This window comes from Marinobacter sp. L-13 (genome assembly GCF_056857715.1).
Genome location: NZ_JBSXNQ010000068.1, coordinates 1 through 16,145, shown reverse-complemented (window position 1 = coordinate 16,145; position 16,145 = coordinate 1). Strand labels below are relative to the sequence as shown.

Sequence of the window (16,145 nt, the reverse complement as noted above, 5' to 3'; positions counted from 1 at the left end):
ACCGGGGGCATTTCGCGAATACCTCACAGGGACGGGATTTCGGATAGTAAAGCCGTTACCTAATCGTGCAAGCCAACACCAAGGAGCGCCCGTTATGGCTGAAACCATTATCAAGATCGATCTGAACAAGTCGGCCTATGAGAACGACAAAATTCACAACCGCTGGCACCCGGATATTCCGCTGGTGGCCACCGTCAAGCCGGGCGACGATTTCATCGTTGAATGCTATGACTGGACTGGCGGCCAGATCAAGAACGACGACAGCGCCGACGACGTGCGCGATGTTGATCTCAGCCAGGTTCACTTCCTGTCGGGACCGATCGGGGTCGAGGGCGCGGAGCCGGGCGACCTGCTGGAAGTCGACATCCTCGACATCGGCACCTTCGAAGAGAGCCAGTGGGGCTTTAACGGGTTCTTCTCCAAGCAGAACGGCGGTGGCTTCCTGACCGAACACTTCCCGGAGGCCCAGAAATCCATCTGGGACTTCAACGGCATGTTCACCAAATCCCGGCACATTCCCAACGTGGAATTTGCCGGCCTGATTCACCCGGGGCTGATCGGCTGCCTGCCCTCCAAAGAATTGCTGAACACCTGGAACAAGCGTGAGGCCGGACTGGTCGCGACCGATCCGGAGCGTGTGCCGGAACTGGCAACACTGCCCAACGGTGAGACCGCCCACATGGGCCAGATGACCGGCGACGCGGCCAAAGCTGCCGGCGCGGAGGCCGCCCGTACCGTGCCGCCACGGGAACACGGTGGCAACTGTGACATCAAGGATCTGTCCCGTGGCTCCAAGGTGTATTTCCCGGTGTACGTGGACGGGGCCGGCCTCTCCGTAGGCGACCTTCACTTCAGCCAGGGCGACGGTGAAATCACGTTCTGTGGCGCCATCGAAATGGCCGGCTGGATTCACCTGCGGGTGAACCTGATCAAGGACGGCGTGAAGAAGTACGGCATCAAGAATCCGGTGTTCAAGCCCAGCCCGATCAAGCCCCGTTACGACGACTATGTAATCTTCGAAGGCATCTCCGTAGACGAAGACGGCGGCCAGCATTACCTGGACGTGCATGTGGCCTATCGTCAGGCGTGCCTGAACGCTATCGAATACATGACCAAGTTCGGTTACACCAAGGCGCAGGCCTACGCGATTCTGGGTTGTGCGCCGGTGGAAGGCCACATCAGCGGCGTGGTGGATATCCCGAACGCCTGCGCCACGCTCTGGTTGCCGACTGGCATCTTCGACTTCGACATTAACCCGTCCGCCGATGGTCCGCAGAAGAAAGTCAGCGGGGGCATGGACGTACCGCTGTCGAAAGATAAGGAGTAATCGCCATGCCCGTGTATGACTACAAGTGCCGTGAACATGGCCTCTTTCACACACTGGCCACCATGGAGGATGCGGCCAAGCCGGCGCAATGCCCCACCTGCAAGGCCATGTCGCCGCGGGTGATCGTATTGCCATCCCACATTGCCGCCATGGACCCGGCCAAAAGGGCGGCCGAGGACCGGAACGAGCGGTCCCGGCATGAGCCGGTGTTTTCCACCGCAGACCGAAGGGCGAATGATAAGGAGCACAGTCGCGCCTGCGGCTGTGGCTCTCCGAAACCCGGAAAGTCCATGCTGTTCTACACCGCTGACGGGAAGAAGATGTTTCCCTCCATGCGGCCCTGGATGATCAGCCACTGATTGGCTGAGTTGAAACTGTCACGTGTTTGGCCCCCTCTCCGGGGCCTTTTTTATTGCTTCAGGTTGTCCCTTCCGAATATCGTGTATATAGTGTTTTCATCCTTGGTCAAATACCAGATGTAGTGATCAGTGCGTAACCAACTCGGTCAACGTGTGATCATCTAAGCCATTCTGGTATCGGGAATCCGGTGAGACTCCGGAACTGACGCGCAGCGGTATTGGGGAACAAGCGTGGCATCAAGACACTGGCGAAAGCCGGGAAGTCGCCACACGAGGCCGAATCTATCGATTCACGCCCCTGAGTCCGAAGACCTGCCAGGGATGAAGGAGCTTTACGGCTCCCAACTGCACCTTCGCGACCCAGGGTGAGCAGACCGGTTATGCCCAGCCATTCCCATGGCGAGGTGTGCCCCTGCGTACGCGATGGTGAAAGGAACTCAACGCGTATTCAGGAGAACACTGCATGTCTGCCTCAGCCCTGGCCGAACCCCGGCCAACCTCGCACACGGACACCGAATCCCTTCAGGTCATCAAGCGCAACGGCACACTTGTCGGCTTCGACCCCTCGAAGATCAGCATCGCCGTCACCAAAGCGTTCCTCGCTGTTGAGGGCGACACCGCCGCCGGTTCCGCGCGTATCAATGACGCGGTACACCGGGTGACCGACCAGGTCATCCAGGCGATTAGCCGTCGCCTGAAGGCCGGTGGCAAGGTGCATATCGAAGACATCCAGGATCAGGCGGAACTGGCCCTGATGCGGGCCGAAGAACAGAAGGTGGCCCGCGCCTACGTCCTGTATCGGGAAGAGCATGCCCGCGAGCGCGCCCGCCATGCGCCGGTTGAGGCGCACCCCCATCTGACGGTGAAAAAGACCAGTGGCGAGATTGCTCCGCTGGATCTGGGCCTGATGAAACTGCAGGTGGAAAAGGCCGCCACAGGGCTGGAGGGCATCGACGGTGATTCCCTGGTGGACGATGCCCTGACCAACCTCTACGACGGCATCGCCGAGGAAGACGTGCTGTCGGCCCTGATCATGACGGCCCGCAGCCGGATTGAGCGGGAGCCGGACTACAGCGCGGTCACCGCTCGTCTACTGCTGGAACAGCTGCGTCTGGAGAATGCCGCCGCGTTGGGCCTGCCCATCAGTCTGCCATTGGCTGAGATTTATCCACAGGCACTGAGCGCCTTTGTCGAAGCGGGAATCCGGTACGAATTGCTGGATGACGCTCTGGCCGCCTTTGATCTGGAGCGCCTGGGTGCCGCCCTTCAGCCGGAGCGGGATCTGCAGTTTGGCTTCCTGGGTCTGCAAACCCTGTACGACCGTTACTTCCTGCACTGGAACAAGGCCCGACTGGAGTTGCCCCAGGTATTCTTCATGCGCGTTGCCATGGGCCTGGCCCTGCGCGAAGACGATCCAAATGCCCGGGCCATCGAGTTCTACAACCTGTTGTCGTCGTTCGACTACATGGCGTCCACACCCACGCTGTTCAACAGCGGCACCCGCCATTCTCAGCTGTCCTCCTGTTACCTGACGACGGTGGGCGACGATCTTGAAGACATCTACGGCGCCATCCGTGATAACGCCATGCTGTCGAAATGGGCTGGCGGTCTGGGTAACGACTGGACGCCAGTCCGTGCGCTGGGCTCCCACATCAAAGGAACCAACGGCCAGAGCCAGGGCGTGGTGCCCTTCCTGAAAGTAGTCAACGACACCGCCGTGGCGGTCAACCAGGGCGGCAAACGTAAAGGTGCGGTGTGCGCCTACCTGGAAAGCTGGCACCTGGACATCGAGGAGTTCCTGGAACTGCGCAAGAATACCGGCGACGAACGCCGCCGAACCCACGACATGAATACGGCCAACTGGGTGCCCGATCTGCTGATCGAGCGCATGCGCGAAGACCGTGACTGGACCCTGTTCTCCCCCAGCGATGCGCCGGATCTGCACGACCTGTACGGCAACGCCTTCCGTGAACGCTACGAGCATTACGAAGCCCTGGCAGAGCAGGGCAAAATCAAGCTGTTCAAGAAAATCCCGGCCAAGCAACTCTGGCGCAAGATGCTCACTGTTCTGTTCGAAACCGGCCACCCCTGGATCACCTTCAAGGACCCGTGCAACCTGCGTTCCCCCCAGCAGCACCAGGGCGTGGTGCACAGCTCCAACCTGTGCACCGAAATCACCCTGAACACCAGTGCCGACGAGATTGCCGTGTGCAACCTGGGTTCCGTGAACCTGACGGCTCATATCGCCAACGGCGAGCTGGACGTGCGGCGTCTGGAACAAACGGTGAACACCGCCGTGCGCATGCTCGATAACGTTATCGACATCAACTACTACGCCGTGCCCCAGGCCCGCAACTCCAACTTCAAGCATCGCCCGGTCGGTCTTGGCCTCATGGGTTTCCAGGATGCGCTCTATCAACTGGGCCTGCCGTATTCCAGCCCGGAAGCGGTTGAGTTTGCCGACGTTGCCATGGAGCAACTCAGCTACTTCGCCATCCGCGCCTCAGCTTCGCTGGCGGGTGAGCGAGGCGCCTATGAGAGCTACGAAGGTTCCCTCTGGCAGCAGGGCATCCTGCCGATCGACTCCATCAACCTGCTCAAGGAAAACCGCAGGGAAGGGGATCTGTCCGTAAATACCAACACCCGGCTGAACTGGTCTCCCGTACGCGAACTGATCGCAAAAAACGGCATGCGCAACAGCAACGTGATGGCCATTGCCCCGACGGCGACGATTTCCAACATCGTGGGTGTGTCCCAGTCCATCGAGCCGGCGTACCAGAACCTGTTCGTGAAATCGAACCTCTCCGGCGAGTTCACGGTGGTGAATCCCTCCCTGGTCCGGGATCTCAAGGCCGAAGGCCTTTGGGACAACGTGATGGTGAACGACCTCAAATACTTCGACGGCAGCGTTCAGCAGATCGACCGCATCCCGAATGATCTGAAAGCGCGATACGCCACCGCCTTTGAGATCGACGCAAGATGGCTGGTGGAAGCCGCGGCCCGGCGCCAGAAATGGCTCGATCAGGCCCAGAGCCTGAACCTGTACATGGCCGAGCCCAGCGGCAAAAAGCTGGATGCCCTGTACCAGCTGGCCTGGGAACGTGGGCTGAAGACCACCTATTACCTGCGCTCCCTGGGTGCCACCGGCGCTGAAAAAACCGCTCCGGTTGCCGCGCCCCAACCCCAGGTGTGCAGCATCGACGATCCGGACTGCGAAGCCTGTCAGTAACTGCTTACTTAACGATTTCGAGGCAAAACCATGCTTGATTGGGACGACGAACCAAAAACTGAATCCAAAGCGGCGCATCCCGGCGCCCCGGCACCGGTGAACGTGGACGACAAACGAGTCATCAACGGCGAAACCGACATCAACCAGCTGGCACCGTTCAAGTACCCCTGGGCCTGGGAGTACTTCATGAACGCCAACAAAAACCACTGGACCCCCCTGGACGTGAACATGGCCCAGGACGTTCACGACTACCACCACCGGCTGACCGCGCCGGAAAAACATGTGTACGAGAACGTGTTGGCCTACCTCACCACTTCCGACATCCTCGCCATGCGCAACATCGGCCTGGCGGTGATGGAGAAGATGAGCGCGCCGGAACTGCAGATCTACCAGGCCCGGCAGGTATACGAGGAAGCCATGCACACCTGGGCCTACCAGCACTGCATCGAAACCCTCAACCTGGACCAGAGCGAGATCTACAACCGTTATCGTGTTGTGCCCGCCATCAACGGCAAGATCCAGATCGCCAACCGCCGGCTGGATGCGGCCATGCGGCCGGACATGAACCTGCGCAACAAGGACGACCTGCAGGAATTCATCATGTCTTACCTGTTCTTCGCGGCGGTGTTCGAAGGCACCTGGTTCTACAACGGCTTCAGCCCTATTTTCGCCCTCCAGCGCCGGGGCCTGATGCGCGGCACCGGCGAACAGCTGCAGTACATCCTGCGGGATGAGGCCATGCACTTCTCATTCGGCCTGAAAGTGGTCAACCAGATCGTGGAAGAGGAGAACATCACCTTCGATCCGAAGGCCGTGCGCGAGATGTGGGACGAATCCGAAGCCGCCGAGAAGGCCTATGCAGATTACATCCTGCGGGACCCGATTCTCGGTTATTCGGCCGAGTACCACAGCGAACAGTTCCGCTTTGTGGCCAACCGCCGTGCCCGCACCGTCGGCCTGGAAGAGCCGTTCCCGGGCGCGAAGAACGTCTCGCCGTGGCTGGACGAACAGGCTACCCTGCGAAAAGAGAAAAACTTTTTTGAAACCCGGGTGATTGAGTACCAGACGGGTGCGCAGCTGGAGTGGTAAATTCGGCTGAGCAGCCGAAGTTATACGCCCTGTGTCCGCATGAATCTGTGAGCCGGGCAGGGCGTATAACTTTCAGACCTGGCATGAATTTCTTCAGAGGTAACTTTGGTGAACAAACGCAGTTTGAAAGCCTTTATCGCGCCGCTCTGTCTCGTTTGTTCAATGGTGTTGCTGGCTTTGCCGGCTGTCTCTGTGGCAGAGCGCAAACTGAAGTTTGCCTTTGCCGACAATGCAAAACCTTACAGTTTCTCTCAGGATGAAAAGGCAGCCGGGCTATTTCCGGAGTTGGTACGGCTTACTTTCAGTTTTATCCCCGACTACAACATGGCAAGCGCGGTGATGCCGTGGTCGAGAGTGCAGTACAATGTCAGATTGGGCCTGAACGATGGCCTCCTCACCTATCCGTCGAAGGAACGACAGAGCTACGCAGTCTTTTCAGCGGCGCCGCTTTTTATTCAGGATTTTGGCCACCTGGTTTACTCGGCTGAAAACCCCAATAAAGACCTGATCGAATCGGCCGCCAGCTTTGCTGACTTGTCCGGTTTGAAGGTAATCGTCGAAAAGGGCTCACAATGGGAAGAGAACAACATACCAGACTATTTGGAGCGTGTTCCCGGTCGGGATAGTGAGACGATGATGCATCTACTGATGTTTCGGGAAGCCGGGGATTTTCTGGTGCAGCCCGCCGAGGACGCCCGTTTCATTGCAGGGAAACTGGGCTACACCGAGAACTTGAAGATTCGTAAGGTCGATTTTATTCCGAACTCTATGATCCCTTTCCATCTTGGTGTTTCGCGCCAGCATCCATCCGCTAACGATGTGATCAATCAGGTTGATGCAATCATGCAAAAGCCGGATTTTCAGTCACAATTGACGACTCTGATCAAGAGTTATCGATAAGGCTGCACGGCTTATCTGTCCGGCATCTTCATGCGGCCCTCACCGCGACCCGGGTACCATTGAATGCAGCATTGCCCGTCAGTGCGTCAATGCGCCCGGAATCAGTGACGTCGTTCATGCTCACGCCGGGTTGTCCCTCGGCGATCGACATGGCGGTGTCCGGCCGGTTGTGGCCCCAGCCCTGGGGCATGCTGATCACACCCTCTAACATATCGTCGTCGATTTCCACCGGCAGGTTGATGCTCCCGGAAGCCGACGTAACCGTGGCCAGCTGTCCGTCTTCAAGCCCGATTTTGAGAGCATCTGACGCGTTCATCTGTAACGTGCACGGGTTTTTGCCCTTGACCAGGCGGTGGGAATTCTGGGTCCAGGTGTTGTGGCTGCGAGGCAGGCGGCGGCTGATCAGCGTGAACGGATAGTCGCTGTTCTCATCTGCCTGCAACAGGCCCGAGGCATCCAGGCGTTTCAGATCCTTCAGGTATAGCTCGGGGGCAATGCGGATCTTGCCGTCCTCGGTCTGGATGCGCTGCGCCAGGCAGGGCTGCAGTGGTCCCAGATCCACACCATGAGGGTTGGCTTTCAGGGTCTCCAGACTCATGCCCTCTTTTCCGTAGGCGCCGTGTTTCAGTCCCAGATCCAGCATGGCCTCCGGCGTTACGCCATCGTCTTCCAGGCCCGTTAACTGCAGTGCCAGATCCCGCAGAATCTCCCAGTCGTGTTTCTGGCTCGGTCCTTTCTCGAACATCGGTTCCGAGAACTTGGCGGTATTGCGAACGGCGAAAGAGTTGAAGAACACATCGAAGTGCGGCACTTCCAGCCCGGTTGTGGCCGGCAGGATGATGTCGGCATGGCGGGTGGTTTCGTTCAGGTAGATATCCACCGACACCATGAAATCCAGGGCATCGAAGGCGTCTTCCAGTCGGGCTCCGCCGGGCGCCGAAAGCACTGGATTGCCGGCGATGGTGATCATCGCGCGGATCTGGCCCTCGCCCGGGGTCAGGATCTCATCGGCCAGGGTAGCCACGGGGAATTCGTTGTTGAAGTAGGGCAGTTTTCGCACCCGGGACTCGTAACGGCCATAGGAACTCGGCTTGCCCTTTTTGTCCCTGACAAGATCAAAGGCCGGCTGGGGGAACATGGCGCCACCGCGGCTATCGAAGTTGCCGGTGAGAATGTTCAATACATTGTTGAGCCACTGGCAGAGGCCGCCGAACGACTGCGTCGAGGCGCCCATGCGGCTGTAGCAAACGGCGCTCTTCGCAGCTGCCATCTCCCGGGCCAGCTCGCGGATGGCCTCCGCGGTCATACCACAGGCTGCCGCCACGTTTTCCGGGCTATAGGGTTTTACGGCCTCGGCCAGTTGCTCCAGCCCGTCGATCCGGTCTTCCAGATGACCAAGGGTAACCAATTGTTCCTCAAACAGGGTGTGAACCATGGCCAGCATGAACAGGGCATCGGTTTCCGGGCGGATAAACAGGTGCTGGTCGGCCTTTCTCGCAGTCTCGGTGCGCCGTGGATCAACCACCACCACCTTGCCGCCACGTTGCTGGATGGCCTTCAGGCGTTTGCCGACGCCGGGGGCGGTCATCAGGCTGCCGTTGGAAACAATCGGGTTGGCACCAATGATCAGCATGAAATCCGTATGGTCGATGTCCGGCACCGGAATCAGCATGCCGGCACCCAGCATGTAATTGGAGGCCACGTGGTGTGGTAACTGGTCCGCCGATGCGGAGCTGTAGCGGTTATTGGTGCCCAGCGCCTTGAAGAACCGCGGCAGCATGATGGCGTTGCCGAAGTTATGGGCGTTTGGATTACCCAGATAAACCCCGACCGCATCCTGCCCGTGTTCCTGCTGGATGCCGCGAAACCGCGAGGCGATTTCCTCGAAGGCAGCTTCCCAGCTGATCTCCTGCCAGCCGTCCGCGGTGCGCTTCATAGGTGCTTTCAGGCGGTCCTTGTCATTGTAGAAATCCTGCAGTGCAACGGCTTTCGGGCAGATATGGCCGTGGCTGAACGGGTCGTTGCTGTCGCCCTTGATGGACAGGATCTCGCTACCCCGATGCTGGATTTCGAGGCCACACATGGCTTCACAGATGTTACAGGTGCGGTAATGGGTCTGGGTGTCGGTCATGGCAAACACTCGGTCCGGATATTGTCGTTATTGGTACTGGCAGTGTGGCACAAGCCGGCGGAAAATCAGACGGTCATAATTCACATAAAACCGGTCAATCCCGCCAAATACTGTTTCTCTCGGTGCCTGAAAGACAGGCCGGAATTTCATCGTACAATAGCCCATGGCTAAAACCTTTTACCGTCGGGGCCCGGACCATCGAGCCGGAGCGCCGGTTACCTTTCTCGACGTCCGCCGTCGTTTCCAGTTCCGTTCCATCGAGCTTGGCCGCTGGGTCACCGAGCCGGAAAAACAGCGCAGTGCGTCGCTGTTCTACGATGCCCTGTGCGACCTGATGACCATTCTTGGCGGCACCGAGTCTCTGGTTTCCCTGCGTGGCACCCTGGCTCTTCAATATGGCATTGGCGGCCGACCGGGTGTGTCGGCCCACTACACGCCGGCCACGCGCAGCTTCTCACTGGCCAAAAATGCCGGGCCCGGCAGCATCGCCCACGAGTGGTTTACACCGAAGCTTGTAAGTTGACACGAAACACCGAAGCGCCTACGTTGATTGACATACCTTGGTTGAGGAGTCGAGATGCAGGGAAGCAATTTCAAGATTGGAGACCAGTTTCAGTCTAAAGCTAAGATCGTCGAGATCCCCCGCTTTTACTTCGGCGAGTTCAAATTTTCTGACTCCAACGAAACCAAAGATGCTCCGAGTTACCAGTTCCAGCGAAAGAGGGGGTGGTGGCCCAAGGTACCTGTTCTAATACAGAGCGATGGGCTTCCATGGGAAATCGGCAACGCATATCTATTAACAATTCTAAATAACAAAAAGCCCTGGGACATGGAGACACTGAGGAGTCGGGCCAATTATCTTCTTGCCTACCTTAGATTTCTTGAAGACACAGGTACGCACTTTATGCATTTCCCTTTTAAGCGATCTGAAAGGGTAACTTATGTATTCAGGGATACCCTCCAGTCTTTTGTTATGCAAGGCTTAAATCCGCTCTACGCGTCAAACATTATTAATACAGCTTTAGATTTCTATCGAACTATTGCAGCAGAGGGCTTCATAGCGGAGGAAGACTTCAAAAACCTCCCGTTCAAAACTATTCAGAGATTTGTAAAGTTCTTAGATGTTAGGGGGTTTGGTCGACTCAAAGCTGTAACTACGTCGGACTTGGCGATCCCACATGCAAAGCCTCAAAAAAGACTTGATCGAATTAATGATGGAGGACAACTGAGACCTCTTAGCATAGATGAACAAAGAGCTATTCTAGGTGGTTTTGAACGCCAGATGTGCCCTTTCAATCTCGAGCTAATGATGAGAATAGCCCTCTCTACGGGAGCAAGAATTCAGACTGTTTGTACGATTAGGATTCATCACATAAAATCAGCTTACCGAAAAATGACATCGGAGAATCTATCTTGTGTTGAAATACAAGCTGGAAATGGGGCTCGAGATGAAGGTCACCTAATAAATACCAAACGAGGAAGATTGCACCGATTATTATTTCCTAGAGGCCTTATAGAAGACTTATATGTGTACCTCAACTCCGATTATCACCAGTCCTTGATGGAGAAGTCCTATTATGGCGCAAGTGATATTAATTATTTGTTTTTGACAGAGACTGGCTCGCCCTTTTATATATCGAAGCAAGAAATACAAGATCGCCAAGCCTTAGATTCCCATTATTCAGTAAACTCCGGGGATTTCGTACAAAATAAAGGCGATACCGTGCGAATGAATCTGAAAAAATTTAGAGAAAAATTAAAATCAAGGTACCCATACGTTGGATATTTTAAGTTCCACGATTTGCGCGCGACCTTTGGAATGAACCTGGTAAGAAAACTGGAGAACAAAGGTTATAAATCCGGGCGCATACTTTCTGAGGTAAAATCAAGGCTAGGCCATACCAATGTAGCGACAACTCAAGAATATTTAGACTTCCAACAACTAGAAGAGAGATTTGATCAAATCTCTGTCGAGTTCGAGGATGACTTGCTGAAAGACTATGAAGGCATTGGGAGAAGCAAAGAATAATGGGTCTGCAATTTAGAGCGGTCAGCTATCTGCCGATCAAAGCCAATTCATTAAAGGAATCGGAAAGCGTATCCCCGTTGCACCCTGAAAACATCATCCTTGTAAGTGAACACAAAACCGGTGAGCGAAGAAGAACTTTTGATTTTGGAAGGTTCTGTTTCACAAGGAAGGACTTTTCCTTACATCAAGCCAACCCGAGAACTGGCGTTAAACAGTACAAAGTTGATCCATTAAGCTTCAAAGAAGAGCGTCGTGAGTTCATCAAAAAAACACTGCATTTTCTAAGAGAGCAAGGAAGCGCTGAAAACAATATCGTTAGCATAGCGAGCAGTTTAATGCGCTTTTTCTTATTCTTGGAAAGGGCGGTTGATAAAGAGGAATGGCCATCCAATCCGGAGAAAGCGTTGGCGTGTTATCAAAAATATATAGCAGATTTAATACATTGTTCACGACTGCCTAAAGCCCAACGCAACCATATCGCGGTCGCTAGCGCGTACCAATATGCTACTAGTGTAAGAAACCTGGTAGGCTTCGCATATGAATTAAGCAGACATGATATAGAGCGCGTTGTCCCTAGTTATGTTGGTGGCAAGTCCAGACCAAAGAAAGAAGCTGTATCAAAAGCCTCACGACAAAAATTTGTTTATTTTTGCCTTTCAATATTCGAACAACTTCAACAGTCAATATTGGAACGGAAACGTTTCCCATGGCGCATAGACCTTACTAACGCTGGAATCGATAAAACTTTTATTTGGAGTGGGGTTCACAAAACGAATCAAAAGAACGCGATATATACGCAGCTATTCTATGGGCATTCGGGCGCTTTAAAAAGCGAAGAGGAATTTCTAGAATCTCTCGACTTGTTAGGATTTACCCATTACAAAGATATAGTAAAAATAAGCGGTATGGGCAATTCAAATCGGAGTAGCCTTGTGGCTTGGTTCCGAAAAAAACAGTCGCATTTCGAGCGTATCAACAACGATGAAGGGATCTACTCTGCATGCTTAATGTCATCCTATGAGCTTGCCACCAAATGCTTTTGGTACTGTTTTATTGCAGCGACTGCGTCCAATTATTCAGTAGCATCAAAATTTAAAATGGGGTCTGAGGAGTATATTCCTCAGAGGGGTTATGTATTCTCTGGACTTAAGGTGAGGGCCGGAAACAAAAAAGTTCATGCCGAATTTAAAAAGAACTTTCAGAAATATTTTCGGCTATTTCAAGAGCTTCGCTCTTGGGCAGTAAAACAACTCGACCAAGAGCCCCCTGTTTGGTTTTTTCTATTTGAAACGCCCGAAAAAGTAGGGCGGTTATCGAAGGGAACCAATCACTTGCGAACCGACCGGGAAATAGATAGGAAATCCTATAGGCTAATTCCGAGCGGCATTGCATCGAGTTTGCAGACAATTGTCAGAACTAACAATATTGATGTGGACTTGGTTTCACCAAAACAGCTTCGACAAGGCGTCTCGTTTGATTTTTATAAACTTTCGGGGGGTGATTCAAGTATTGTTGCCCAAAAGCTCGGGAATACCGTGGCGACTGTGCAGCAAGCCTATTCTGGAGTGCACGAGGAGGATGCACATCCGGAACTCGCCGAATACTACGGTAGAGTCATTGAGCGAGTGAAATCTGGCGGGAAATCAAAGCCGGGGTTAATTCCAGTGCGCGTGATTGACGATGAAGGCGCCGACAACTTGCCCGTTGGCAATTGTGATAACTCTACCTTTAGAAAACCAAAAAAAGCTCAGCAATTTGGTGGGGCGGCTCCAGATCCAGACTGTGCCCGAAGCGAAACCTGCTTGTTTTGTGAATTTTTTGCCATTCATGCTGACAAGAACGGCTTGAGTAAACTTCTATCGTTCCGTGAGCTGTTCCCTCTTATAAGAAAACGGACAGGCTCAATCGACCAGTATATTTCTGTATTCGGTCCGATAGAGGGAAGGATTGAGGAAATAGTAGAGTATATCAGGGACAACGTTCCAGATGGAGCCGCGCTGCTTGAAGAGGTCTCCGAAGATGTCTCAGAGGGCAATTTAGATGAGTTTTGGGAACATCATTTCAATCTCCTCACCGAATTAGGTTATTTAGCATGAGCCTCTTGCCTCGTTTCGTAGAGAATACGGTTGACGTCGGTATTCCTGATTCAATTCCAGAAAACGGCTACATCCCAAGCGTCGATCACGTGATGAGTCGCGATGCCAACGGAAATACCGTTAGCGTATTTGGAGATCCGACCTGGGATTTTTCGATGTTCTTGGGCGCGGTCACTCGATTTCATATTGAGCGATTCATCGAAGATGCGTGCGATCAGAAGGATGCTGACTCATACCGAAGAGATTTCAAGGTAATACTGTTTCGAATTATTTACACCTCGACCTCAAGGGCCATAAATACTGTCGCAGATCATTATAACGTCCTGAAGCGCCATACTCGGTTTGCGATCAGTAAAGGTCTGAGCATAAGGGAGTCTCTAAAAGATAGATCGACGTTAGACTTGATAGTCCTCGATTCCCAACTAAATAAAAAGCAGATCGCGCGACGCTTGGTAGATGCTAAAAACCTTTTTTCTGCACTCCATAATATATCAACTCAGGTCGATAGTTTTGATTGTTTTCCATCCAACGAAGTTTTCGAGTACCTGTCGGAGTTGACAAAAGAGTTTCCTTTGATATCGCAGCAAACCCCGCTTATTCCTACAAGAATTCTTTCCCGTAGAATTTACACTTGCTTCGAGTATATGGAAAAGTTCATCGAATTAAAGGAGAGCTACGACTCTTTGCTTAACTTTCGACATTCTTTTGTCGCTGAATATATAAGAGATGGCGGATCAAAAAGGGTTGCCCGAGATTACGCGGCCGAACGTTTCAAAGAAGAAATCAAGAAAGAGAAGCACTCTGAATTTGTTGATTATTTTCGAATAAGAGAATTTCAGAACTTGAGGGGCCTTGCTCACAAAGTTAGGCTGCCGGTTAGAGAGATGATTCATGCTTTCAGTGGCATGAGGAGCAAAGAATGCAACTCAATCGCCATGGATGGATTCCGATTTAAAACAATCGGTCGAAGTAAGATTCCGGTTATTCGGTCATACACTACAAAGTTGGCCAGGGATTCCGGATACTTTGCGGATTGGGTAACGTCCCCCGAGATTGAAACAGCTTTTCGGGCCGCAAATATCATTAACTATGCCACCCTAAGGTATCATTTTGGGCTGGCTCCGGAACAGATCGATGAGTCCTGTGTTCCGCTTTTCCTCTCAGTCGATTTTCGCGAAAGCACCAAAAAAAAGATGAACGCTCTCTTTGATTTTCCGCTACAAAAAGCAAGCCTTCGAGGTTGGGCATGGCGGGAACATCCACTTAATCAAGATCCTGAAATCATTGTTTCTCGAGAAGACCTGGTCGAGATTTTTGCAGTCGATCCCAATGCAAGCACTGAATCTCTCAAACCTAACATTGAGATCGGAAAACCGTATGAATTTCAATCACACATGTATCGTCGGTCTTTGGCTGTATATGCCGCACGGAGCGGACTCGTTTCATTGCCGACTCTTAAAGAACAACTGAAGCACATCTCCATACAAACTAGCGCGTTCTACGGCAATGGCGCAGCGTTTGCAAAAAATTTCATTCTTCCGAAATCAGATAATGCCCCTCTTGATGGGTCGGTGATCTCCCAGAGAGGTTTCGTAAAGGAGTTTCAGGACGAATTGATAGAGGGAGAGGCCGACCTTTTTTTCAACGAGGTTGTTACGGCGGACGAAGTTTTGTTCGGTGGAATGGGATCCCAAATACAAAAGCAGAAATTTTCGGGAACACTACCAACAGTTTTCACTGATAGAGAAAAGACGAGAAAGGCAATCAAAAAAGGTCGTCTGAGGTATTCGGAGACGCCACTTGGCGGCTGCATGAGAATAGAAGTGTGTGACCGAATTGCCTTCAGCTCTATAACAACTTGTGTGGGATGCGGGGATAGCGTTTTTAGCAGTCGTTCAGTACCACTGTTGGAGAAAACCAAGAAGGACTATCAGTTTCGCCTTGAACGCTATGGCACAGGAACGCCATATGGAAAACAACTAGAGAGGGATATCAGAGATATAGAGATGGTACTAAAAATGCGAGAGAAACTTATTAAAGCGGTCGATGTAACGGACGGTGGGCCAAGCTATGAGTAGGTTGAGAGGAGAGCGCCTGTACAGAGCTGCTTTGCAGCGACTTAAGTCGGGGGAGACAGAGGTTGTAGATACGACTGCCCCTGACTTTCGTTTCTCGACTACAACTGTCGCTGTCGAGGCCGGGAAAAAGAAAGGTTATGTTCGCTCAGAGCGCTATCCTGAGCTATGCAAAGAAATTGCGGAGCAGGAGAGTATCCGAAAAAAGAAATTGTTTGACGCTCCAAGACATTCCAAAAGAACTCCTGGCGCCAGGGTTAAAAAGATTTCAGAACAGTATGAGTTGCTCAAGCGAGAACATGAGGCCTGCTTGGAAAGGATGCTCAATTTATTACTAACGAATTATGCGCTTCAGAGCGAGAACAGGCACCTAAAATCCCTTACAAAGAGTGCTGCGCAACTCGATCAGGAGCAATAGGGCAATTCTCAAATCAAATCAATTGCAGACATGCTTGATCGCGAATGCACCTCTCACTGTCCGTCCGCGGGGTTGCCGACTGTTGGAGAGACTCTAAGGGCTATTCGTCATTTGAATTGGCACTGAGGAGAACTGCCCCTATATTTCAACTAGTAAGATGCACTCCAATTTCGGTTTGTCCCTGCGCGTAGGCTATCCAAGCTTTAAGTCTCTTAGAGATCCTCGGCAGATTCTGGTTGAATCTACCGGTATTGAGCTTGCTACTGATAAATTTTTTGTGTAGTTGACCTATCTATTGATGTTCCAGATTTACCAAGATAGCGAGCTCAGATCGGCGAAGTTCGAGTTGTGTCGTAAGCGCCGTTAAATCGACCCACTTGCCCTAATCGTATTGAGCCACTTTTTTCAAAGCCAACAACTCGGCATTCCAGGGCAGCAAGGCTTCAAGCTTCTCCAGCGTGTCGGCCTTAGCAATTCGTTCCAGCACATGGT

Annotated in this window: 10 protein-coding genes, 1 pseudogene and 1 riboswitch; of the genes and pseudogenes, 10 read left to right on the top strand and 1 reads right to left on the bottom strand. The window is 52.8% G+C overall.

What is annotated here, in order from left to right:
• The first annotated feature begins 94 nt into the window (after positions 1-94).
• From fmdA to AC13DD_RS19320, 5 genes are all read left to right on the top strand, one after another.
• A complete protein-coding gene (gene fmdA / locus AC13DD_RS19340; RefSeq protein WP_482931611.1) occupies positions 95-1,327 on the top strand; it encodes a formamidase in 1,233 nt (410 codons plus the stop codon).
• 5 nt (positions 1,328-1,332) lie between these two features.
• A complete protein-coding gene (locus tag AC13DD_RS19335) occupies positions 1,333-1,686 on the top strand; it encodes an FmdB family zinc ribbon protein (RefSeq protein WP_041645822.1) in 354 nt (117 codons plus the stop codon).
• 155 nt (positions 1,687-1,841) lie between these two features.
• Positions 1,842-2,020, top strand: a riboswitch (cobalamin riboswitch).
• A 129-nt stretch (positions 2,021-2,149) separates the two neighbouring features.
• Positions 2,150-4,915: a ribonucleoside-diphosphate reductase subunit alpha gene (locus AC13DD_RS19330; RefSeq protein ID WP_482931610.1), complete on the top strand. Its 2,766-nt coding sequence runs from the start codon at positions 2,150-2,152 to the stop codon at positions 4,913-4,915.
• Positions 4,916-4,945: 30 nt separating this feature from the next.
• Complete coding sequence (locus tag AC13DD_RS19325) at positions 4,946-6,004, top strand: ribonucleotide-diphosphate reductase subunit beta (RefSeq protein WP_202346216.1); 1,059 nt, start codon at positions 4,946-4,948, stop codon at positions 6,002-6,004.
• Positions 6,005-6,112: 108 nt separating this feature from the next.
• On the top strand, positions 6,113-6,904 hold the full coding sequence (locus AC13DD_RS19320; protein ID WP_482931609.1) for a hypothetical protein: 792 nt from the start codon (positions 6,113-6,115) through the stop codon (positions 6,902-6,904).
• 28 nt (positions 6,905-6,932) lie between these two features.
• Here AC13DD_RS19320 and AC13DD_RS19315 read toward each other — a convergent pair whose 3' ends face one another.
• On the bottom strand, positions 6,933-9,035 hold the full coding sequence (locus AC13DD_RS19315; protein ID WP_482931608.1) for a molybdopterin-dependent oxidoreductase: 2,103 nt from the start codon (positions 9,033-9,035) through the stop codon (positions 6,933-6,935).
• A gap of 163 nt (positions 9,036-9,198) precedes the next feature.
• On the opposite strand from AC13DD_RS19315, the pseudogene AC13DD_RS19310 reads away from it, so the two are divergent.
• From AC13DD_RS19310 to AC13DD_RS19290, 5 genes and pseudogenes are all read left to right on the top strand, one after another.
• A pseudogene (locus AC13DD_RS19310) lies at positions 9,199-9,537 on the top strand (CLCA_X family protein); the annotation flags it as partial.
• Positions 9,538-9,612: 75 nt separating this feature from the next.
• Positions 9,613-11,064: a tyrosine-type recombinase/integrase gene (locus tag AC13DD_RS19305; RefSeq protein WP_482931607.1), complete on the top strand. Its 1,452-nt coding sequence runs from the start codon at positions 9,613-9,615 to the stop codon at positions 11,062-11,064.
• Positions 11,064-13,160, top strand: a complete 2,097-nt coding sequence (locus AC13DD_RS19300) for a hypothetical protein (RefSeq protein WP_482931606.1) — start codon at positions 11,064-11,066, stop codon at positions 13,158-13,160. Before AC13DD_RS19305 ends, AC13DD_RS19300 begins: the two co-directional genes overlap by 1 nt.
• On the top strand, positions 13,157-15,238 hold the full coding sequence (locus AC13DD_RS19295) for a hypothetical protein (protein ID WP_482931605.1): 2,082 nt from the start codon (positions 13,157-13,159) through the stop codon (positions 15,236-15,238). The genes AC13DD_RS19300 and AC13DD_RS19295 overlap by 4 nt, the downstream gene beginning before the upstream one ends.
• Positions 15,231-15,653 (top strand): hypothetical protein, encoded by a 423-nt coding sequence (locus AC13DD_RS19290; protein WP_482931604.1) that lies wholly within the window; start codon positions 15,231-15,233, stop codon positions 15,651-15,653. The genes AC13DD_RS19295 and AC13DD_RS19290 overlap by 8 nt, the downstream gene beginning before the upstream one ends.
• Positions 15,654-16,145: the final 492 nt, after the last annotated feature.

Excerpts from the sequence above, each read along its gene's own strand:
- fmdA (WP_482931611.1), top strand. The coding sequence starts at position 95 with ATGGCTGAAACCATTATCAAGATCGATCTGAACAAGTCGGCCTATGAG.
- AC13DD_RS19335 (WP_041645822.1), top strand. The coding sequence starts at position 1,333 with ATGCCCGTGTATGACTACAAGTGCCGTGAACATGGCCTCTTTCACACA.
- AC13DD_RS19330 (WP_482931610.1), top strand. The coding sequence starts at position 2,150 with ATGTCTGCCTCAGCCCTGGCCGAACCCCGGCCAACCTCGCACACGGAC.
- AC13DD_RS19325 (WP_202346216.1), top strand. The coding sequence starts at position 4,946 with ATGCTTGATTGGGACGACGAACCAAAAACTGAATCCAAAGCGGCGCAT.
- AC13DD_RS19315 (WP_482931608.1), bottom strand. The coding sequence starts at position 9,035 with ATGACCGACACCCAGACCCATTACCGCACCTGTAACATCTGTGAAGCC.
- AC13DD_RS19305 (WP_482931607.1), top strand. The coding sequence starts at position 9,613 with ATGCAGGGAAGCAATTTCAAGATTGGAGACCAGTTTCAGTCTAAAGCT.
- AC13DD_RS19300 (WP_482931606.1), top strand. The coding sequence starts at position 11,064 with ATGGGTCTGCAATTTAGAGCGGTCAGCTATCTGCCGATCAAAGCCAAT.
- AC13DD_RS19295 (WP_482931605.1), top strand. The coding sequence starts at position 13,157 with ATGAGCCTCTTGCCTCGTTTCGTAGAGAATACGGTTGACGTCGGTATT.
- AC13DD_RS19290 (WP_482931604.1), top strand. The coding sequence starts at position 15,231 with ATGAGTAGGTTGAGAGGAGAGCGCCTGTACAGAGCTGCTTTGCAGCGA.